19 protein-coding genes and 1 pseudogene are annotated in these 20,939 nt (G+C 55.7%); 11 read left to right on the top strand and 9 right to left on the bottom strand.

Going from position 1 to position 20,939, the window contains the following annotated elements; genetic code table 11:
• Position 1: 1 nt before the first annotated feature.
• Together arnB and KTH07_RS21790 are read right to left on the bottom strand one after the other, a co-directional pair.
• A complete protein-coding gene (arnB, locus tag KTH07_RS21795) occupies positions 2 to 1,141 on the bottom strand; it encodes a UDP-4-amino-4-deoxy-L-arabinose aminotransferase (RefSeq protein WP_023304576.1) in 1,140 nt (379 codons plus the stop codon).
• A gap of 324 nt (positions 1,142 to 1,465) precedes the next feature.
• A complete protein-coding gene (locus KTH07_RS21790; protein ID WP_017384099.1) occupies positions 1,466 to 1,972 on the bottom strand; it encodes a phenolic acid decarboxylase in 507 nt (168 codons plus the stop codon).
• A gap of 99 nt (positions 1,973 to 2,071) precedes the next feature.
• Between KTH07_RS21790 and KTH07_RS21785 the strand changes: the two genes are divergently transcribed.
• From KTH07_RS21785 to KTH07_RS21775, 3 genes are all read left to right on the top strand, one after another.
• Entirely contained in the window at positions 2,072 to 2,953 is an 882-nt protein-coding gene (locus tag KTH07_RS21785; protein WP_032620971.1) for a LysR family transcriptional regulator, read from the top strand.
• Positions 2,954 to 2,985: 32 nt separating this feature from the next.
• Positions 2,986 to 3,780 carry an SDR family NAD(P)-dependent oxidoreductase gene (locus tag KTH07_RS21780; protein WP_017384097.1) on the top strand — a complete coding sequence of 265 codons (795 nt, stop codon included), beginning with the start codon at positions 2,986 to 2,988 and terminating at the stop codon, positions 3,778 to 3,780.
• 106 nt (positions 3,781 to 3,886) lie between these two features.
• Positions 3,887 to 4,549, top strand: a complete 663-nt coding sequence (locus tag KTH07_RS21775; protein WP_003861228.1) for an HAD family hydrolase — start codon at positions 3,887 to 3,889, stop codon at positions 4,547 to 4,549.
• 61 nt (positions 4,550 to 4,610) lie between these two features.
• Here the strand turns inward: KTH07_RS21775 and KTH07_RS21770 are convergent.
• Both KTH07_RS21770 and KTH07_RS21765 read right to left on the bottom strand, forming a co-directional pair.
• Positions 4,611 to 5,637: pseudogene (locus KTH07_RS21770) on the bottom strand (TerC/Alx family metal homeostasis membrane protein).
• An 87-nt stretch (positions 5,638 to 5,724) separates the two neighbouring features.
• Positions 5,725 to 6,924, bottom strand: a complete 1,200-nt coding sequence (locus tag KTH07_RS21765; protein WP_003861226.1) for an NAD(P)/FAD-dependent oxidoreductase — start codon at positions 6,922 to 6,924, stop codon at positions 5,725 to 5,727.
• A 228-nt stretch (positions 6,925 to 7,152) separates the two neighbouring features.
• Here KTH07_RS21765 and pitA point away from each other — a divergent pair, with 228 nt between their 5' ends.
• Positions 7,153 to 8,652, top strand: a complete 1,500-nt coding sequence (gene pitA, locus KTH07_RS21760) for an inorganic phosphate transporter PitA (RefSeq protein WP_003861225.1) — start codon at positions 7,153 to 7,155, stop codon at positions 8,650 to 8,652.
• A 54-nt stretch (positions 8,653 to 8,706) separates the two neighbouring features.
• On the opposite strand, the gene uspB is transcribed toward pitA, so the two are convergent.
• Positions 8,707 to 9,042, bottom strand: coding sequence for a universal stress protein UspB (gene uspB, locus KTH07_RS21755; protein ID WP_003861224.1), 336 nt, complete (start codon positions 9,040 to 9,042; stop codon positions 8,707 to 8,709).
• A 283-nt stretch (positions 9,043 to 9,325) separates the two neighbouring features.
• On the opposite strand from uspB, the gene uspA reads away from it, so the two are divergent.
• Positions 9,326 to 9,763 (top strand): universal stress protein UspA, encoded by a 438-nt coding sequence (gene uspA / locus KTH07_RS21750; protein ID WP_003861223.1) that lies wholly within the window; start codon positions 9,326 to 9,328, stop codon positions 9,761 to 9,763.
• Between the two features lie 91 nt (positions 9,764 to 9,854).
• Here uspA and rsmJ read toward each other — a convergent pair whose 3' ends face one another.
• Together rsmJ and prlC are read right to left on the bottom strand one after the other, a co-directional pair.
• Complete coding sequence (rsmJ, locus tag KTH07_RS21745) at positions 9,855 to 10,607, bottom strand: 16S rRNA (guanine(1516)-N(2))-methyltransferase RsmJ (protein WP_017693818.1); 753 nt, start codon at positions 10,605 to 10,607, stop codon at positions 9,855 to 9,857.
• A 7-nt stretch (positions 10,608 to 10,614) separates the two neighbouring features.
• Positions 10,615 to 12,657 carry an oligopeptidase A gene (prlC, locus tag KTH07_RS21740; protein WP_017693817.1) on the bottom strand — a complete coding sequence of 681 codons (2,043 nt, stop codon included), beginning with the start codon at positions 12,655 to 12,657 and terminating at the stop codon, positions 10,615 to 10,617.
• Between the two features lie 208 nt (positions 12,658 to 12,865).
• On the opposite strand from prlC, the gene KTH07_RS21735 reads away from it, so the two are divergent.
• From KTH07_RS21735 to KTH07_RS21720, 4 genes are all read left to right on the top strand, one after another.
• Positions 12,866 to 13,708, top strand: a complete 843-nt coding sequence (locus KTH07_RS21735; RefSeq protein WP_006808562.1) for a 23S rRNA (adenine(2030)-N(6))-methyltransferase RlmJ — start codon at positions 12,866 to 12,868, stop codon at positions 13,706 to 13,708.
• A 70-nt stretch (positions 13,709 to 13,778) separates the two neighbouring features.
• Positions 13,779 to 15,131 carry a glutathione-disulfide reductase gene (gene gorA, locus KTH07_RS21730; RefSeq protein WP_017384179.1) on the top strand — a complete coding sequence of 451 codons (1,353 nt, stop codon included), beginning with the start codon at positions 13,779 to 13,781 and terminating at the stop codon, positions 15,129 to 15,131.
• A 171-nt stretch (positions 15,132 to 15,302) separates the two neighbouring features.
• The gene (locus KTH07_RS21725; RefSeq protein ID WP_015571509.1) at positions 15,303 to 15,590 is read left to right on the top strand and encodes a hypothetical protein; all 288 of its coding nucleotides are present in this window, start codon (positions 15,303 to 15,305) and stop codon (positions 15,588 to 15,590) included.
• Between the two features lie 241 nt (positions 15,591 to 15,831).
• The gene (locus KTH07_RS21720) at positions 15,832 to 17,481 is read left to right on the top strand and encodes an alpha,alpha-trehalase (RefSeq protein ID WP_023304590.1); all 1,650 of its coding nucleotides are present in this window, start codon (positions 15,832 to 15,834) and stop codon (positions 17,479 to 17,481) included.
• A gap of 57 nt (positions 17,482 to 17,538) precedes the next feature.
• Here the strand turns inward: KTH07_RS21720 and KTH07_RS21715 are convergent, their stop codons facing one another.
• Positions 17,539 to 19,125 (bottom strand): STY4199 family HEPN domain-containing protein, encoded by a 1,587-nt coding sequence (locus KTH07_RS21715; protein WP_023304591.1) that lies wholly within the window; start codon positions 19,123 to 19,125, stop codon positions 17,539 to 17,541.
• 146 nt (positions 19,126 to 19,271) lie between these two features.
• Between KTH07_RS21715 and KTH07_RS21710 the strand changes: the two genes are divergently transcribed.
• Together KTH07_RS21710 and KTH07_RS21705 are read left to right on the top strand one after the other, a co-directional pair.
• Positions 19,272 to 19,805, top strand: coding sequence for a GNAT family N-acetyltransferase (locus KTH07_RS21710; protein WP_017693814.1), 534 nt, complete (start codon positions 19,272 to 19,274; stop codon positions 19,803 to 19,805).
• A gap of 77 nt (positions 19,806 to 19,882) precedes the next feature.
• Positions 19,883 to 20,221 carry a lysozyme gene (locus KTH07_RS21705; RefSeq protein WP_015571514.1) on the top strand — a complete coding sequence of 113 codons (339 nt, stop codon included), beginning with the start codon at positions 19,883 to 19,885 and terminating at the stop codon, positions 20,219 to 20,221.
• On the opposite strand, the gene KTH07_RS21700 is transcribed toward KTH07_RS21705, so the two are convergent.
• Positions 20,200 to 20,802 (bottom strand): response regulator transcription factor, encoded by a 603-nt coding sequence (locus KTH07_RS21700; RefSeq protein WP_023304592.1) that lies wholly within the window; start codon positions 20,800 to 20,802, stop codon positions 20,200 to 20,202. The genes KTH07_RS21705 and KTH07_RS21700 overlap by 22 nt on opposite strands.
• Positions 20,803 to 20,939: the final 137 nt, after the last annotated feature.

Below are 20,939 nucleotides of genomic sequence, written 5' to 3'. Positions count from 1 at the left end.
ATCAATGTCCTGCAAGCTGATGGAGCGCGGTAATGACGCGGGTTGTGTCGTCATGGGTCATGTCCGGGAAAAGAGGGAGAGAACAAATACGCGCGCTGTTCCATTCAGAGTTCGGAAGCGACACATCAGGGAAACGCTCGCGGTAGTATTTTTGCGTATGTGCCGCACGGAAATGCAGGCCCGTACCGATGCCCTGCTCCTTCAGCGCGGCCATCAGGGCATCACGCGAGAGGCCGCACCGGGCCTCATCCACGCGAATGATAAACAGGTGCCAGGCGTGCAGATGCGGCCAGGACGGAATGCGCAGCGGCTGGAAAGGGGTATCCGAGAGTTCAAGCCGATAGCGGTCGGCAATGTCGCGACGGCGCCTGTTGGCTTCGCCCAGCTTGCCGAGCTGCACCAGCGCCAGCGCGGCGTTGATATCCGCGAGGTTGTATTTAAAACCCGGGGTGATGACCTCGGCCTGCGGCGCGCGGCCATGGGTCTGGCGGTCATAGGCATCAACGCCCAGACCGTGGAACTTCAGGCTACGGATGTTTTGCGCCAGCTGCTCGTCATCCGTCACCACCAGCCCACCTTCGGCGCAGGTCATGTTTTTGATGGCGTGGAAGGAGAAAATTGCGGTGCCCCGCCAGCCCACATGACGGCTGTGGTAGTACGTTCCGGCGGCATGGGCCGCGTCTTCAATGACAGGAATACCGTGACGTTCACCGACGGCGCGGATGGCGTCAATATCGCACGGCGCACCCGCATAATGAACCGGCACAATGGCTTTGGTGCGAGGCGTAACGGCGGCGTCGACCGCTTCAGGCGTCACCATCAGCGTGTCTCTGTCGACGTCGATCATCACCGGTATGGCACCCAGCAGCACGATCATATTCAGCGTCGATACCCAGGTCAGGGAGGGCGTAATCACCTCATCGCCGGGACCAATCCCCATCGCCATCAGGGTGACGTGCATCCCCGCCGTGGCAGAGGAGACGGCAATCGCATGACGGTTTCCCGTCAGCGTACAGAACGCCTCTTCAAGCATCTGATTTTTCGGCCCGGTGGTGATCCAGCCGGAGGTTACTACCTCCTGGACCGCGGCGATTTCCTCCGCGCCCATTGAGGGCCGGGAAAAAGGCAAAAAATCACGCATTATTAATTTCCTTGAGTTATGCATGGCAACTTTTTGATATTAACCAAATGCCGATGCGTTTATTTCAACGAACCATAAACTCATCTCAAGGTAACGTTCATTTCTTAGGGAAAAATTAAGATGGTGATAAAAAGGAGGAATGAATTGATATAAATTTATTATTAAACAATAGGTTAAGTAATTATGAATTATTTATTATGTGATTCCGCTCACCGTATTAAAGTCAATTATCTAAACCAAACATCAACAAATAAAAAAATCCCCGACCATTTCCAATAAATATGAAATGAGTCGGGAACTTTCCTTTTTAGTTAATTGTCGCGCTTATTTTAAATTATCAGGAAAGTTTTTTGGCAACTCGCTGGCCGCGCACGCAATAACGCTGTCGTCATTCGCACCGCAGTCGCGCACGAAGGTGATGGTGGCAAATTCATCAATCACTTCGGTTGGATACGCTGGCCCGGCATCACGGTAGCTATTCATCAGTGGAATGTGATCGTTCTGGAAGCAGACGGTTTTTTCCGGATTATTCATGACCCAGCGCGGGAAGAAGATGGTGCCGTGGAACAGGCTGTCTCCCAGGTTCACGATCAGGCTCACGTCGGTACCGGTTGGCTCCGTCCAGGAAATTTTATAGATGCTCTCCCCAACACGGACAATGTAGGCCTGCTGATCTTTCACCCAACGGTTGCCCACCAGACCACTGTGAATACGGTAGTCCAGGGTGTTTTCGTTTTTAACGTAAATTTCGTAGTTCCAGCCATTATCGTAGGTATATACCAGATGTTTACCGACGAAGCCGCTTAAATCATGTTTATCGAAGGTGCTCATAAGATGTCTCCTTTGTTTTGATGAGACGATCGTACCCCTTCAAAAAATGAATGAATAACGCTATGTTTGAATCAAATTCATCCAAAATTTAGATTAATTATGCACAAGACGACGCTCGAACAATGGGCCTTGCTGGAGAGAGTCATCGAGGCGGGCAGCTTCGCTAAGGCGGCGGAAGAGACCCACCGCAGCCAGTCCTCGGTCAGCTATAACCTGTCGCTTTTGCAGGAACGGCTGGGCGTGGCGCTCCTGATGACAGAGGGACGGCGTGCCGTGCAGACACCGGCGGGTGAGCTGTTGCTGAATCAGGTTAAACCGCTGCTGAAAGCCTTCGCCTATGTTGAAACGCGCGCTGCGACCCTGCGCAGCGGGATGCGAACCCGTATCGACCTGATGGTAGACAGTATTTTTCCGCGCAGCCGGCTGTTCGCGATTTTGCGCCAGTTTCAGCAGCTGTACCCGCAAACGCAGGTGCGGCTTACCGAGGTGCTGGAAAACAGCCGCGCGGATGCGCTCAATGATGAAGCCGACGTGATGGTCTTAACCCGCCGCCAGGACATTACCGGCCTGGGGGAATGGCTGATGAATATCGATTTTGTTGCCGTCGCGCATCACGCTCACCCGCTGTTTGCGCTGGATACACCGCTTAACGACGAGATGCTACGACCGTGGCCGCGCATTCAGATCGCAGACAGCCGGCCCACCGCTCACTCTACCGGGGAGTCGTGGACCTTCTCCACCATCGATGCCGCGATCGAAGCGGTGATGTATCAGGTTGGATACGGCTGGTTACCGGAAGAACGCATTCAGACCCCGCTCCAGCAGGGCATCCTTAAAACGCTGCCGCTCAGCCACGGCGTACGTCGCGCCACGCCGCTGCACCTCATCGTCAAACGCTCCCTCAGCCCGCTGGACGAGCAGGTTGAGACGCTGTTGCGCCTTTTTAAACAGGAGCCGTCATCGTCAACTGCTACGCTTTAAGTTTTGAACCATAAGATGACAAGGAGCGAATGATGAAAATTGATTTAACGGGGAAAGTAGCGCTGGTGACCGCGTCCACCGGCGGTATTGGGTTTGCCATCGCCCGCGGGCTGGCGGAGAGCGGTGCGGAAGTGATCGTGAACGGGCGCAGCGTCGACTCGGTGAACAAAGGCATTCAGGCGCTACAGCAGGTGGTGCCTGGCGTACAGGTCCGTGCCGCCATCGCCGATCTGAGCTCGCAGGAGGGCGTTGACGAACTGCTCAGGGTCGCCTCGCACGTCGATATTCTGGTGAATAACGCCGGGATCTATGGCCAGCAGGATTTTTATTCCACCGACGACGAGACCTGGGAACGCTACTGGCAGACCAACGTGATGTCCGGCGTGCGCCTCTCTCGTGCCCTGCTGCCCGGCATGGTACAAAAGGGCTGGGGTCGGGTAGTGTTTATCTCGTCGGAATCGGCATGCAATATTCCTGCGGATATGATCCACTATGGCGTGACAAAAACCGCCCAGCTCTCGCTGGCGCGCGGTCTGGCGAAGTTCGTGGCAGGCAGTGGCGTGACGGTGAACAGCGTGCTGCCGGGCCCGACAATGTCGGACGGTTTTGCCGCGATGATGAAAGACGAGATCGAAAGAACCGGTAAATCGCTGGAACAGCTGGCGAAAGAGTTCGTGATGGCGAATCGCCCCAGCTCGGTGATCCAGCGCGCCGCCACGGTGGAAGAAGTGGCAAATATGGTGGTATATGTCTGTTCCATGCAGGCCTCCGCGACTTCCGGCGCGGCGCTGCGCGTTGACGGCGGCGTGGTGGATGACATTGTTTGACCCGTCAGGCCACAGGTTCAGGAAAAAATGCGACCTGATATAAGGACTGTGAAGGTAAAGCAGGTAAACTAGTGAACAGAATGTGTATTTCAGCTAAGACGTATTTATGACCAATATGATTGCCGACGAAGCCGTGGCGAAGTCCAGCGTGCTCTCTGTCTTTGACTTTGATGGTACGTTGACGCACCACGACAGTTTTATCCCGTTCCTGCGCTTTGCCTTTGGCAAGCGCTACTTTGCTGGCCGACTGGTGCGCATGGCCCTGCCTACGCTGCACTGTGTGCGCCGCAAGCTGACGCGAGATGAGCTGAAAGAGGTGTTGATCAAAACCTTCCTGACGGGGGTGGATGAGCACTGGTTACGTCAGCAGGCGGAAGCCTTCTGTGAAAAATACTGGAACAAGCTGATGCGCCCGGAAGGTGTGCTGGCCGTCGCCAACGAGGTCAATTCCGGTGCGGAAGTGACGATTTGCTCTGCTTCCCCGGCGCTGGTATTGCAGCCGTGGGCCGATAAGCTCGGCATTAAGCTGATTGGCACGCAGCTGGAAGTGAAAGACGGCAAGCTGACCGGGCGGATCACCGGCCACAACTGCCGTTGTGCCCAGAAGGTGGCGAGGCTGGAGAAGGTGTATGGGGATTTGAACGCGTATCACCTGCGCGCCTGGGGCGACACGCGTGGCGACCACGAGTTGCTGGCGGCGGCGCAGGATCCGCACTGGCGGCATTTTCATCATCCGAGCAAGCGCCGAAATTCACCAATTAAGGGTTAGGTGCGGCCCGGTGCCCTCACCCCCGGCCCTCTCCCACAGGGAGAGGGAGAAAAGCGGTACATCAGGCCTCACGTTTTCCCGGGAACATCACGCTCGCAATAATCCCCAGCGCCAGTACCCCCCAGCACCACAAACAGGCTTGCCGTGGCGCCGATGTTATAACCGTGATGCCAGAAGTGGTCGGTCGCATTCAGCCCCAGCTTGAACGCCACGAAGAACAGCAGTAACACTACCGCTTTCTCCAGATGCACCAGATACTGCTTCAGCGCTTCCAGCACGAAGTAGAGGGTACGCAGGCCGAGGATCGCGAACATCATGGCGCTGTAGATGATCAGCGGCTCACGGCTGACGGCAATGATTGCGGGTACGGAATCGAAGGCGAACATCACGTCGGACAGCTCCACCACCGCGACGCAGAGCAGCAGCGGCGTCGCGTAGCGCTTCGCCTTCTTCACGCGGCCTACCATCACATCCTTGTTTTCAGGTTTCTCCAGTTCGGCATCCACCTCTTTCTGGGTCAGGATAAACGCATGGCTGCTGATTTTTGGCCACACCGGGTAGAAGCGTTTCACCAGGCGGTACGCCAGATGGTTGGAGTAATCTTCTACTTCATCGCTCTCTTCATTGCGTTTCAGCATCATCACCGCCGTCCAGCCGACGACCAGCGCAAAAATGACCTCAACATACGGTCCCAGGCTCAGCAGGCTGGTGCCAATGGCAACAAAAATACCACGGAACACAATCGCCCCGAGCACGCCCCAGTAGAGCACGCGGTGACGATATCTATCCGGCACGCCGAACCAGGCGAAGATCGCCATCATCACAAACAGGTTGTCGACGGAGAGCACCTCTTCCAGCGCATAGCCGGTCAGGAACAGACTGGCCATCTCCGCGCCGTGGTGCACGTATAAGAATCCGGCGAAGGCCATCGCCATCATGACCCAGAAGATGGACCACATGACCGCGCTTTTCAGCGAGATCGGTTTATCGTGACGGTGCATGAAGAGGTCGATAAACATCGCCCCAACGGCCATCACCACGAAGACAACAACGGTTTCCGTCGGGAAACCGAGATGAGCAGCAGACATAGACAACCCTTTTAAGAAGACAAAACACCATGCACACAATAAAAAGCGTGGACCCGTTAAGGACGCAGCACGCTAAAAAAATAAATATTAACCGTTCTTTTCAGCGAGTGCCTGCGCGCATGCCCAGGCACTGGCCCACGCCCACTGGAAGTTATACCCGCCGAGCCAGCCGGTCACGTCCATCACTTCACCAATGAAATAAAGACCCGGCACGTTGCGGGCTTCCATCGTGCGGGATGAGAGTTCGTTTGTATCCACGCCGCCCAGCGTCACTTCCGCCGTGCGGTAACCTTCGGTGCCGTTTGGCTGTACGCGCCAGTTCGTCAGCGTCTCCACCAGCGTTTCCTGCTCGCGGCTGTTGAGCTGCTTGAGCGCGACATCCGGAATTTGCCCTAACACCTGCAAGCACTCCACGAGACGCTTCGGCAGCTGCATCGCCAGGGTATTTTTCAGGCTTTGATTCGGGTGCGCAGCGCGTTGCTCGTTAAGGAAGGCGTCCAGATCGCAGTCCGGCACCAGGTTTACGGAGACAAACTCCCCCGGCTGCCAGTAGCTGGAGATCTGCAATACCGCCGGGCCCGAGAGTCCGCGATGGGTAAAGAGCAGATTTTCGCGGAACACCGTGCCGTCTTCGGCCGTAATGACCGACGGCACAGACACGCCGGAGAGCGTCTGAAGCTGTTCCAGCAGCGGCTTATGCAGCGTGAACGGTACCAGCCCGGCGCGGGTGGGCAGTACCTTCAGGCCAAACTGCTCGGCAATTTTATAGCCGAACGGTGAAGCGCCCAGCCCCGGCATCGAGAGGCCGCCGCTGGCGATCACCAGGTTATCGGCGCTGACGGTTTCACCGTTGAGTTGCAGCGTGTAGCCCTGCTCGTCACGGGCGACGTCCAGCACTTCGGTGCGCAGGCGCATAACTACGCCGCCTTTTTCGCACTCGGCCACCAGCATATCGACAATTTGCTGCGCGGAGTCGTCGCAGAACAGCTGTCCCAGCGTCTTCTCATGCCACGCGATACCGTGTTTACCCACCAGCTCGATAAAATCCCACTGGGTGTAGCGCGCCAGCGCAGATTTGCAAAAATGACGGTTCTGGCTCAAATAGGCCGCAGGCTCGACATAAAGATTAGTAAAGTTGCATCGCCCGCCGCCAGACATCAGGATCTTGCGGCCAGGCTTTTTTCCGTTATCCAGCAGCAGCACGCGACGACCCGCTTGTCCGGCCATCGCCGCACAAAACATACCCGCCGCACCGGCGCCAATTACTACGGCATCAAACCTTTCCACGTCAAAATCCTCTTCGTTAACTGCCGCGGATTGTAAAGTTTCCTCAGTGGTCGCACCAGCGTAAAAAGATATTACAAAGCCATTTCATTGATATTTAAAGATTATCCTTTCAGGCACATTTCTCAAATCAGGTGGTATGTCAAAAAAAGTCTATATTTCACTTTGCCCGTTGCGCATTTGTCCTGGATAATGCGCCGCGTTCATGTCCTCAAAATGGCGTAACGTCCTATGCTACATTTGTTTGCCGGCCTGGATTTACATACCGGGCTTTTATTATTGCTTGCTCTGGTTTTTGTGCTGTTTTACGAAGCGATCAACGGCTTCCACGACACTGCAAACGCAGTAGCAACGGTTATCTACACTCGCGCAATGCGATCGCAGCTTGCGGTCGTGATGGCGGCGGTATTTAACTTTTTTGGTGTCCTCCTGGGCGGACTGAGCGTTGCGTATGCCATTGTGCATATGCTGCCAACGGATCTGCTGCTTAACGTGAGTTCCGGTCATGGCCTGGCCATGGTGTTCTCAATGCTGCTTGCTGCGATTATCTGGAACCTCGGTACCTGGTATTTCGGCCTGCCGGCATCCAGCTCTCACACCCTCATCGGCGCGATTATCGGTATCGGGTTAACCAATGCCCTGATGACCGGGACCTCCGTCGTTGATGCGCTGAATATCCCGAAAGTTCTCGGTATTTTCGGCTCTCTGATCATCTCCCCTATCGTCGGTCTGGTGGTGGCGGGTGGCTTGATTTTCATCCTGCGTCGCTACTGGAGCAACACGAAAAAACGTGCGCGTATCCATCTGACGCCAGCAGAGCGTGAGAAGAAAGACGGCAAGAAAAAGCCGCCGTTCTGGACGCGTATCGCGCTGATCATTTCCGCTATTGGCGTCGCCTTCTCTCATGGCGCGAACGATGGTCAGAAAGGTATCGGCCTGGTGATGCTGGTTCTAATTGGCGTCGCACCGGCGGGCTTCGTGGTTAACATGAACGCCTCCGGTTACGAAATCACCCGTACCCGTGATGCGGTAAACAACGTTGAGACTTACTTCCAGCAGCATCCTGATTTGCTGAAGAAAGCGACCGGCGTGGACCAGCTGATTCCTTCTCCGGAGTCAGGCGCAACGACGGCACCGGGCGAGTTCCATTGCCATCCGGCAAACGCGATTAACGCGCTGGAACGTGCGAAAGGTATGCTGGCCGATATCGAAAGCTATGACAAACTGGCTGTTGAACAGCGTGGTCAACTGCGTCGCATCATGCTCTGTATCTCCGACGTGACGGATAAAGTCGCGAAGCTGCCAGAGGTTAATGCTGACGACCAACGTCTGCTGAAGAAACTGAAAGGCGATATGCTCAACACCATTGAGTACGCGCCAATCTGGATCATCATGGCGGTCGCGCTGGCGCTGGGTATCGGTACGATGATTGGCTGGCGTCGTGTGGCGACCACCATCGGTGAGAAGATCGGTAAGAAAGGCATGACCTATGCGCAGGGTATGTCCGCGCAGATGACGGCAGCGGTATCTATCGGTCTGGCGAGCTACACCGGTATGCCAGTCTCCACCACCCACGTACTCTCTTCGTCCGTGGCAGGTACCATGATTGTTGACGGCGGCGGTTTGCAGCGTAAAACCGTGACCAACATTCTGATGGCCTGGGTGTTCACCCTCCCGGCGTCCATCCTGCTGTCTGGCGGTCTGTACTGGATTTCGCTGAAGCTGATTTAATCGGCTGAAGGCGACAAAAAAGCGGGTCAGGAAACTGGCCCGCTTTTTTTATGCTCAGTGCCAAATCATCAGCGCAATCATACTCACCACAACCAGACCACACAGGGCGCTGGTCAAAATGAACTGACGACGCAGGCGCTCGCAGCGACGGATAAACTCTTCATCGTGGTGATCGCGGTAGCGTTGGTAGTAGATATACCCCACCAGACGCATCTGCTTGCTGGGCTGTCCGTGCGAGGTGAAGAACCCTCCACCGTCCACATACTGATAAAGCAACGGATCGCAACCACGAAGTACCACTAACAGCGCACGTAACGATGAGAAGTAGCGCGCCATATTCACTATGCAAACCACGCATAACGCCCAAAACAATGCGACGGTGCTAATCATACATCCTCCCCGGCGTCCGCCCACGAAGCAAGGCTCCTGAGCTACCGCACCCCAATGCCCTGACAGACAGTTCAGTGAAAGAATGACCAAAAGTCGATCCGGTTCGCGTTTTAATATCCGAACGGCTCATTAAATAGTGTAGGAGATCCGTTAATTTTTTTGCCACAAGGTTAATCGTTATCAACACCAAAGCTTGAAAAATATGTTTAACTGGGCCGTAATGAAAGCATCAGACGACGGCTTTCCCATTTAGTCATCGATAACTTAAGGAAGGAGTAACACTATGGCTTACAAACACATTCTCATCGCGGTAGACCTCTCCCCGGAGAGTAAAGTGCTGGTTGATAAAGCAGTATCCATGGCACGTCCCTACAACGCGAAAGTTTCGCTGATTCACGTTGATGTGAATTACTCCGACCTCTACACCGGTCTGATCGACGTGAATCTCGGCGATATGCAGAAACGCATCTCCGAAGAGACTCACCACGCGCTGAGTGAGCTTTCTACCAACGCGGGCTATCCAATCACTGAAACCTTAAGCGGTAGCGGCGATCTGGGCCAGGTGCTGGTTGATGCGATTAAGAAATACGATATGGACCTGGTGGTATGCGGTCATCACCAGGACTTCTGGAGCAAGCTGATGTCTTCCGCGCGCCAGCTGATTAACACCGTACACGTGGATATGCTGATTGTTCCACTGCGTGACGAAGAAGACGAGTAAGTGCAAAAAAGCCCGGTGGCGCTAACGCTTACCGGGCCTACAAGCGGCACTGAATGTAGGCCGGGTAAGGCGAAGCCGCCACCCGGCTTTTTTATTCTGGCGTTCCCGAATAAATATCAAATCGGTGTCCTTTGGTGGTCACCGCGTTAGTGGTCGCAACGTCCGCCAGCGGCGGCGCATAGTCCGGCCGCTTCACCACCACCCGCTTCGTCGCCAGCTGACGAGCCGGCTCCAGCAGGCCATCGGCATCTAAATCTGGCCCCACCAGAGACTGAAAAACCCGCATCTCTTTCTTCACCAGCGCGCTTTTCTGCTTATGCGGGAACATGGGGTCGAGATAGACCACCTGCGGGCGCGGGGTGATATCGGTCAGCGCCGTCAGGCTGGAGGCATGAATAAGTTGCAAACGTTCCTGTAACCACGGGCCGATTTCCGGGTCCGCGTAGCCCCGCGTCAGCCCGTCGTCGAGCAGCGCGGCGACAACTGGATTACGCTCCAGCATCCGCACCCGACAGCCGACAGACGCCAGCACAAAGGCATCGCGCCCCAGCCCCGCCGTGGCATCCACCACGTCCGGCAGATAGCTGCCTTTAATGCCGACCGCTTTGGCCACCGCTTCACCGCGACCGCCGCCAAACTTACGCCGGTGCGCCATCGCGCCGCCGACAAAATCGACAAAAATCCCGCCAAGCTTTGGCTCATCGAGCTTGCGCAGCTCCAGATGTTCCGGCGTCATCACCAGCGCCATCAGGTTGTCTTCATCATGTTCCAGCCCCCAGCGGGCCGCCAGAACAGATAAGGCGCCGTCCCCGGCGCCTGTTTCATCTACTAAGCAGATCTTCACGTAGCAATCAGCCTTTGATTCCGTAATGCTCCAGCATCGCATCCAGCTGCGGCTCGCGGCCACGGAAGCGTTTGAACAGCTCCATAGGCTCTTCTGAACCGCCGCGCGTCAGGATGTTATCAAGGAACGACTGACCGGTTTCGCGGTTGAAAATCCCCTCTTCTTCGAAGCGCGAGAAGGCATCTGCCGCCAGCACGTCGGCCCACAGGTAGCTGTAGTAGCCTGCGGCGTACCCGCCTGCGAAGATATGGCTGAACGCGTGCGGGAAGCGTCCCCAGGTCGGGCCTGGAATAACCGCGACCTGCTTTTTAATCTCAGCCAGGGTTTCGAGGATTTTCGCCCCCTGCTCCGGGCTGAACTCGGCGTGCAGGCGGAAGTCGAACAGGCCGAACTCCAGCTGACGCAGGATGAACATCGCCGCCTGGTAGTTTTTCGCCGCCAGCATTTTATCCAGCAGTTCTTTCGGCAGCGGTTCGCCCGTTTCGTAATGGCCGGAGATAAATGCCAGCGCGTCCGGCTCCCAGCACCAGTTTTCCATAAACTGGCTTGGCAGCTCGACCGCATCCCATGGCACACCGCTGATACCGGCGACGCCAGCGGTTTCGATGCGGGTCAGCATGTGGTGCAGGCCGTGACCGAACTCGTGGAACAGGGTGATCACTTCATCGTGGGTAAACAGCGCAGGTTTGCCGCTCACCGGGCGGTTGAAGTTACAGGTCAGGTAGGCGACCGGTTTTTGCAGGGAACCATCCGCTTTACGCATCTGGCCCACGCAGTCGTCCATCCACGCCCCGCCACGTTTGTTTTCACGCGCGTAAAGATCCAGATAGAAGCTGCCGCGCAGCTCGTTTTTCTCGTCATACAGCTCGAAGAAGCGCACGTCCGGATGCCAGACGTCGATGTCGGTACGCTCTTTCGCGGTAATGCCGTAGATGCGTTTCACCACCTCGAACAGGCCGTTAACGGCTTTGTTTTCCGGGAAGTACGGACGCAGCTGTTCGTCGCTGATGCTGTAGAGATGCTGTTTCTGTTTTTCGCTGTAGTACGCGATATCCCACGGCTGAAGCTCGTCCACGCCGAACTCCGCTTTCGCAAAGGCGCGCAGCTGAGCCAGTTCTTTTTCACCCTGAGGACGGGCGCGTTTCGCCAGATCGGTTAGGAAGTCGAGCACCTGCTGTGGGTTCTCGGCCATTTTGGTGGCAAGGGATTTATCGGCATAGCTGTCGAAGCCCAGCAGCTGTGCCAGCTCGTGGCGCAGGGCGAGGATCTCCGCCATCACCGGGCTGTTATCCCACTTACCGGCATTCGGCCCCTGATCGGAGGCGCGGGTGCTGTAGGCGCGGTACATCTCTTCGCGCAGGGCCTGGTTGTCGCAGTAGGTCATCACCGGCAGATAGCTTGGGATATCCAGCGTTAACAGGAAGCCTTCCTGCTCTTTCGCTTCGGCCTGGGCTTTTGCCGCCGCCAGCGCGCTTTCCGGCATACCCGCCAGTTCAGATTCATCGGTAATCAGCTTCGTCCAGCCCATGGTGGCGTCGAGGACGTTGTTGCTGTACTGGTTGCCCAGCTCGGACAGGCGCGCGGCGATTTCGCCGTAGCGAACCTGTTTTTCTTTTGGCAGGCCAATCCCGGACAGTTCGAAATCACGCAGGGCGTTATCGACCGATTTTTTCTGCGCCGTGTTCAGTTCGGCATAGTGGTCGCCGTCGCGCAGGTCGCGGTAGGCTTTGTAGAGCCCCTCATGCTGACCGACCCAGGTGCTGTACTCAGAGAGCAGCGGCAGGGTCTGTTCGTAGGCCTCACGCAGCTCCGGGCTGTTTTTCACCGAGTTCAGGTGACTCACCGGGGAGAAGATACGCCCCAGCACGTCGTCCACTTCGGCCAGCGGCTGACACAGATTTTCCCAGGTGTACGGCACGCCCTGCGCGACCACGTTTTCTACCGCCGCACGGCAGTTGTTCAGCGACTGGGTAACGGCCGGAACCACATGCTCAGGGAGGATTTTAGAAAACGGTGGCAACGAAAAAGGCGTCAGTAATGGATTGGTCATAAACGCTGTCCTGTTGAAATAGATGAATGAAGCGCGCATCCGGCGCTGTGCATATTGTTTTCAGTAATGGGGTTAAGTGTAGAGGATTTCAATGCCGAAGGTTGTCGAAAAACGCCCGGTGGCGCTGCGCTTACCGGGCCTGCGGGTAATCTGTGCCGTTCTGCTGTAAACTGTGGCAAATCGTCAATTCAGCGGAATATCATTACCCATGCTCAGTTATCGCCACAGCTTCCACGCAGGCAACCACGCCGACGTCCTCAAACATACCGTTCAGAGCCTGATCATCGAATCGCTTAAAGAAAAGGATAAACCGTTCCTTTATCTGGACACCCATGCGGGCGCGGGCCGTTATCAGCTGAGCGGCGAGCATGCCGAGCGTACTGGTGAATATCTGGAAGGGATTGCGCGTATCTGGCAGCAGGACGATCTGCCTGCCGAGCTGGAGCCGTACATTGGCGTGGTGAATCACTTCAACCGCAACGGCCAGCTGCGTTACTACCCGGGTTCACCACTGATTGCCCGCCAGCTGCTGCGCGAGCAGGACAGCCTTCAGCTGACAGAGCTGCACCCGAGCGACTTCCCGCTGCTGCGTTCTGAGTTTCAGAAAGATAACCGCGCCCGCGTGGACAAAGCCGATGGCTACCAGCAGCTGAAAGCCAAACTGCCGCCGGTTTCCCGTCGCGGCCTGGTGCTGATCGACCCGCCGTACGAAATCAAAACCGACTATCAGGCGGTGGTGACCGGCATTAACGAAGGTTACAAACGCTTTGCGACCGGCACCTATGCCCTGTGGTATCCGGTAGTGCTGCGCGCGCAAATTAAACGCATGATCAAAGACCTCGAAGCGACCGGCATTCGTAAAATCCTGCAAATTGAGCTGGCGGTGCGCCCTGACAGCGACCAGCGCGGCATGACCGCGTCCGGCATGATCGTCATTAACCCGCCGTGGAAGCTCGAAGCACAGATGAACAACGTGCTGCCGTGGCTGCACAAAACGCTGGTGCCAGCCGGTACGGGTCACGCCACCGTGAGCTGGATCGTGCCGGAGTAATCGCAGCCATCGGTGGAAACTATTGATTTCAGGTATACAATCGCGGCAATTCACGATTAAGGACAACGCTATGACTAAGCATTATGACTACATCGCAATCGGCGGCGGCAGCGGCGGCATCGCCTCCATCAACCGTGCAGCCATGTACGGCCAGAAGTGTGCGCTGATTGAAGCCAAAGAACTCGGCGGCACCTGCGTGAACGTGGGTTGTGTACCGAAGAAAGTGATGTGGCATGCCGCGCAAATCCGTGAAGCTATCCATATGTATGGCCCGGACTACGGCTTTGACACCACCATCAACCACTTCGACTGGGATAAACTGATCGCCAGCCGTACCGCCTACATCGACCGTATTCACACCTCGTACGATAACGTACTGGGCAAGAATAACGTCGACGTGATCCGCGGCTTCGCCCGTTTCGTGGATGCGAAGACGATCGAAGTGAACGGCGAGACGATCACCGCCGATCACATCCTGATCGCCACCGGTGGCCGTCCGAGCCACCCGAACATTCCGGGCGCGGAATACGGTATCGACTCCGACGGTTTCTTCGAGCTGCCTGCTCTGCCAGAACGCGTTGCCATTGTGGGCGCAGGTTACATTGCGGTTGAGCTGGCCGGCGTGATTAACGGCCTGGGAGCGGAAGCGCACCTGTTCGTGCGTAAACACGCGCCGCTGCGCAGCTTTGACCCGCTGATCGTCGACACGCTGGTCGAGGTGATGAACGCCGAAGGCCCAACCCTGCACACCAACGCCGTGCCAAAAGCGGTGGTGAAAAATGCGGACGGTAGCCTGACTCTGGAGCTGGAAGATGGTCGCAGCCAGACCGTTGATTGCCTGATCTGGGCGATTGGTCGTGAACCGGCCACCGACAACTTCAATCTGGCCGCAACCGGGGTGAAAACCAATGAAAAAGGCTACATTGTCGTTGATAAATTCCAGAACACCAGCGTACCGGGCATTTATGCCGTCGGTGATAACACCGGCGCCGTAGAGCTGACGCCGGTTGCCGTGGCGGCGGGGCGTCGTCTTTCCGAGCGTCTGTTTAATAACAAGCCGGACGAACATCTGGACTACAGCAACATCCCGACCGTGGTCTTCAGCCACCCGCCAATCGGTACCGTCGGCTTAACCGAGCCGCAGGCGCGTGAGCAGTACGGCGATGACCAGGTGAAAGTGTATAAATCGGCGTTTACCGCGATGTATACCGCGGTCACCTCGCACCGTCAGCCATGCCGCATGAAGCTGGTCTGCGTGGGCCCGGAGGAGAAGATCGTCGGCATCCACGGCATTGGTTTCGGCATGGACGAGATCCTGCAAGGCTTCGCGGTGGCACTGAAGATGGGCGCAACGAAGAAAGACTTCGATAACACCGTGGCGATCCACCCGACTGCGGCGGAAGAGTTTGTGACTATGCGCTGATCCGTCTGATCCGCAACAAAACCGGCCAGCTGGCCGGTTTTTTTATGCCCTGGGCAGGTAAACCCAACGGCTGTACAAACGGTAACAAAATAACCCGGTACCCGCGGTGGAATTAACTAATCTTAGAAAGCGCTACGCGTTCGCCTGTTACTACGGAAAAAGATTAGAGATATGAAAATGCACGTAAAGATCACCGCAAAACTGATGGCCAAAATGCACCTTGTACTCGCGCTGGTATGGGCGATACTGACTATTCCTACCCTGCTGTGGTGGAAAAACAGCATTCTGTGGGTGTCGTTAATGAGCATTTACGCCATCGTGATTTCCCATCTGGCTGCGTACAGCGCCGCCCATGCGGAAAAAGCGGCCAGCAAAGCGATGGATAAAAGCGAAGGCGCCAGCCAGAAAGCCAATCAAACCGCCAACAGCCTTCAGGGCGATGCGCGTCAGGCACATTAATCCGTGCTTATATGCAGAATACCGAATGCTCTGAATTTTATTCCTGCTCTGTTTCCAAAGATTCTGATTTAATAATTTCATAATCAAAGGGATATCTGACTTTCAGCGTGTTTAAATCCATTTTGAAAGCGTGATCTACCGCACACTTCGCACCGCATTAACCGAAGCGAATGTCTACGCTTTAAAGATAGCCGGGAAAAACCCGTATTGGTTACGACAAAAACCGGAGGTCCTGAACACCATGTTCAACCAGAAACTACAGACTGCCGAGGATATCGAGTTCGAGATTGCAGAAGAGCTGCGCTACGAAACCGATCCCTGTGAGTTAAAACTGGATGAGATGATCGAGGCAGAGCCGGAACCGGAAATGATTGAAGGGCTGCCGGCGTCCGATGCCCTTACGCCCGCAGACCGCTACCTTGAACTGTTTGAACACGTCCAGTCGTCGCGGCTGTTTGCGGACAGCAAAACCTTTCCCGACTGCGCGCCGAAGATGGATCCGCTGGATATTTTGATCCGCTATCGCAAGGTGCGTCGTCACCGTGATTTTGACCTGGCGCGCTTTGTGGAGAATCACTTCTGGCTGCCGGAGGACTACAGCAAAGAGTACGTCTCTGACCCCGGCCTGTCCCTGAAAGAACATATTGATAATCTGTGGCCGGTGCTGACGCGTGAGCCGCAGGATCACATCCCGTGGTCGTCGCTGCTGGCGCTGCCGCAGGCCTATATTGTGCCCGGCGGGCGATTCAGTGAGACCTACTACTGGGACTCTTACTTCTCCATGCTGGGGCTTGCTGAAAGCGGTCGTAACGATCTGCTGAAATGTATGGCCGATAACTTCGCCTGGCTGATAGAGCGCTACGGCCATATCCCGAACGGCAACCGTACCTACTATCTCAGCCGCTCCCAGCCGCCCGTTTTTGCCCTGATGGTGGAGCTGTTTGAAGAGGACGGCGTGCGCGGGGCGAAGCGCTATCTTGAGCATCTTAAGATGGAGTACGCCTTCTGGATGGACGGGGCGGAATCGCTGCTGCTCAATCAGGCCTATCGCAGTGCGGTTCGCATGCCGGATGGCTCATTGCTCAACCGCTACTGGGACGATCGCGACACGCCGCGAGATGAATCGTGGATTGAGGACGTGGAAACCGCCCGTCATTCCGGTCGTCCGCCGAACGAGGTGTATCGCGACCTGCGCGCCGGGGCAGCCTCAGGATGGGATTACTCATCCCGCTGGCTGCGCGATCCTGCGCGGCTGGCCAGCATCCGCACGACACAATTTATCCCCATTGATTTGAACGCATTCCTGTTCAAACTGGAGAGCGCTATCGCCAATATCTCCGCGTCGAAAGGGGATAAAGAGACGGCTGATCTGTTCCGCCAGAAAGCCAGCGACCGGCGCGCGGCGGTGAACCGCTATCTGTGGGACGAAGAGAACGGCTGTTATCGTGATTACGACTGGCGGCGTGAAGCCCTGGCGCTGTTCTCTGCGGCCAGCATTGTGCCGCTGTATGTGGGCATGGCGACGCATGAGCAGGCTGAACGGCTGTCCGATGCCGTTAAAGCCCGTCTGCTCACGCCGGGCGGTATTCTCGCCACCGAATATGAAACCGGGGAGCAGTGGGATAAGCCGAACGGCTGGGCGCCGCTCCAGTGGATGGCGATCCAGGGGTTCAAGCAGTACGGCAACGACTCGCTGGGAGATGAGATCGCCTGGAGCTGGCTGCACACGGTGAACCATTACTACAAAACCCATTATAAGCTGATTGAGAAGTACCACATCGCCAGCAGCACGCCACGCGAAGGTGGCGGGGGTGAGTATCCGTTGCAGGATGGCTTCGGCTGGACGAATGGCGTGGTGCGGCGGTTGATTGGGCTGTATGGGGAGCCCTGAGCCTCACCCCTCACCCTGCCCCTCTCCCCTGAGGGGCAGGGTGAGGGGGAAAAATAATCAGCGGATCACCTCATAAATGGCAGTCTGGATGGACTGCCATTTTTTTGTGCTGGCATCGGGCTGCGTCTTCGCGCGGCGCGTTGCCATATCGGCGTCGTGCTGCTGGCGTTTCACCACCGCGGGAACGGTACAGAATGCTTCCAGGTACTGCTTACGCATAGGCGTCAGCGATTCGCCGTTCGCCATCGCATGGCTAAGCGTATTAATAAAGCGTCGGCAGGGCTTTTGCTCTGTCATTTGCAGGCGGTAGCGCAACATTACTTCCAGTACATCGTCGTAGCCTGCCGACAACGCCTCCTCCGTCCATGACATTTTCCAGTCCATCCCGCCCTGCAAAAACAGGAGCGCCACGCGGGTGTCATTGCGATTGATGGCCGAGCGGAAATTATTCTCATCCCAGGTAACACCCATGCGGGTTAACGTCTCGCGTGAGGAAGGCGTTTCGCGCATCTCCTGCACCTGCGCGGGAGATGCCGTACTGGCCACAGCCGGCTGCGGTTTACTGCTGGTCACCAGCCAGAATCCCCCCACGACAATCGCGATAACCATCACGCCAACCGCTCCCCACAGCACGCCGGAAATCAGCTGTTCGCGCTGCTCTGGCGTACGCGCGGCGCGCTGAGTCGGTTTTTCTATACTGTCGCGCACTTCAAAAAGATCGCCGCCTGTGGTGCGGTCCATTTTTTGCGCCTTTTCCCAGAACGCGTGCAGCTCGCTTTCGTCCACCGCCATCAGCGCCGCCGGGTTAACGCGTGTCCGCCCTTCCTCAAACGCGCGCTGAACGGAGCGGGTGATCTGCGTGTAATAGCAGTCGAGCAGCTGGATTTGCGCCCCGCTTAACGGCTGCTGCACGGTGATGCTGTTGCGGATTTGTCGAATATCTTCGAGGAAGGTTTGCAGGGTTTTGCGGGGCTCTACCAGCAGCGTCAGCATGTCCGGAGCGTTAAACAGCGGCGCGTAGTAGCGGCTAAATTCTTTTTTATCCACCAGCAGCTGGGCCAGTTCGCTGAACAACATGCCGCTCAGAACATCATTAATCTCACCGTTTTTCAGCCAGCGACGCACGCGTTCAGCGTTAAACAAGGTCTTAAGATGATTATTCAGCCGCACCGGATCGGGCCACGCCTGCTGTATCAGCCCTTTAATCATCAGCTCAATGGCACGCACCTGTTTCTGCGCCTGAAGCTGGCTCTCCTTCTCTGGCACCCTCCCGGTTTCGTAGGTCAGGAGGGGCTGTTGCAGACGCAGATATTCAAGGGAGGTGACGAAGCGCATCGCCGCAATCAGCTGATTTTCGCTGACATCCTGCCCGCTTTCATACTGGGGAACACGCTGCTGAAGCAAGCGTAATTGCAGCGTAAAGGCCGTCATTTCCGCATCATTCAGATTCAGCTTCCTGGCTACGGCGCCCCACCCGCCCAGCCCCAGGCGGGCGCTATCCAGTTGCTCCAGAAACCAGCGTGGATCTTTTCCTTCAGAAACATGTACATTCAACAGAAGTAAAATTTCAACAGACGCCTGACGGATCGCTGCCAGACAGTGTTCAAACTGTTCGCGGGTATGATGCGATGAGCTAATCATCATTGTTTTCCTTGAGAGACAATGAGTACCGCTAAAGCGGCATTAAAAGTCGTTTTTCTTTTTATTTATATGAGGTTAAACATACCTGACTTTCTGTTGAAATAAAGTGACAACCTTATAATCATTTGCAATGCCTCCGGAGGATCGTCATGCCCGCCTTAACCACCGCGCGTCTCACCTGCTCGCCGCTGCAAGAGCAAGACTGGCCCTTTTTTCTGTCGCTACAGCAAAATCCTGAGGTGATGCGTTTTGTCGCCCCTGCGCGTAGCGAGGCGGACATTCGGGAAGCCTTTGAGTCTCGTCTGTTGCCGTGGACGCCGGGCAGCTCGCACTGGCTCTGCCTTGTGGTGCGTGAGACGGCCAGCCAGACGCCGCTGGGCGTAACCGGCTATGTGCACCGGGAAGCAGATTGTGCTGAAGTCGGTTTTCTCTTTGCGCCCTCTGCGCAGGGGAAAGGTTACGGCTTTGAATCTCTGCGGGCTGTGTGTGATTTCGCGCTGACTCAGGGTAATATCCGTCGGCTCACCGCCACCGTGACGGCGGGAAATATCGCCTCAAGGCGACTGCTGGAAAAAACAGGTTTTCAACTGGAAGGTGAGTTGCGTGAGAGTTATTTCCTTTCAGGGCAATGGCATAACGACTGGCTATTCGGTTTACTGAAAAAGGAATTCCCGTTCAGTTAAACCTGATCAACAGCCATTTGGCGGATATTTCCCCGGCGGCGTTTCCTCTATAGTCGCGCCACTAAGAGGAAACGCTTATGACGGGTTATGCAATGCAGATATCTTCTGCTGCAATCGCATTAATTAAAAAACAACAGGGTCTTTCCCTGGAGAAATACCGTGACGAAAAGGGTATATGGGTTATTGGTTATGGTCACGTGATTCGCCAGTGGGAAAAATTTAACAGTCTCATCACGCCGATTGAGGCGGAGAATTTGCTTTTTAATGATATTCAATTATGTGAGGCGCTGCTGCGGGAAATGAACAAACGCCCATTAACCCAACAGCAGCATGACGCCCTGATATTAACCCTCTTCAGTTTTGGGGAAGAGTCCCCTCTGCCTGAGAAGATCCTTCAGGCCGTCGCCCGGGTGTAGTACATCGCGGCCTGCGTCCGGTTTTTGACATCAAGACGCCGGAAAAGCGTCTCCAGATGGGCTTTTACCGTTGCCGCACTGATGTTGAGATTACGACCAATCTCTTTATTGGACTCTCCGGCCGCCAGTAACTTCAATACCTCACGCTGGCGCTCGCTTAACACTGACAGTTCATCCTGAGAGGAGTGCTGCTTCAGCCACTCGCCGGGAAAACAGACCATCCCTCGCGATACGGAATCCAGCACTGCGGAAAAGCGTTCGGGATTCGCATTGCGGGGAATTATCGCCACCACGTTGCGCTGAAACATTTGCTCAACCCAACGTCGCTCTTTTTTCGTTAACACCAACACCACGCGCGACGCTGGAAAACGATCCATAATCTCTTCCAGTAAAGCCACACCATTATCACGAATTAAATACCCATCTATCATGACGATAGCGGAGGGTGACGCGGATAATTGCGCCCATAATTCATCAGTCTGACGAGCCCCTGTCATCTCTATTTTCGGAATTAACTTCTGCAAACTGTACATCGCTCCATGAATAAATAATGACTGCCTGTCAAACATGATTACTCGCATCGTTTTACTCCTCTGAGAATAGCGAAGGGGGATTCTACAGAGGCATTTTTTAAGAAAAAACTCAATGAATGGAGAGGTTACAAATCACCCAGCTCTCTTTATATCTTCCAGCATTTAGACATACCTGTTTTAAGGAT

This window comes from Enterobacter cloacae complex sp. ECL72 (genome assembly GCF_019056635.1).
In the GTDB taxonomy this organism is placed as follows: Bacteria; Pseudomonadota; Gammaproteobacteria; order Enterobacterales; family Enterobacteriaceae; genus Enterobacter; species Enterobacter hormaechei_C.
The sequence above is the reverse complement of the archived record's forward strand: the minus strand, read 5'-3'. Positions and strand labels throughout refer to the sequence as shown.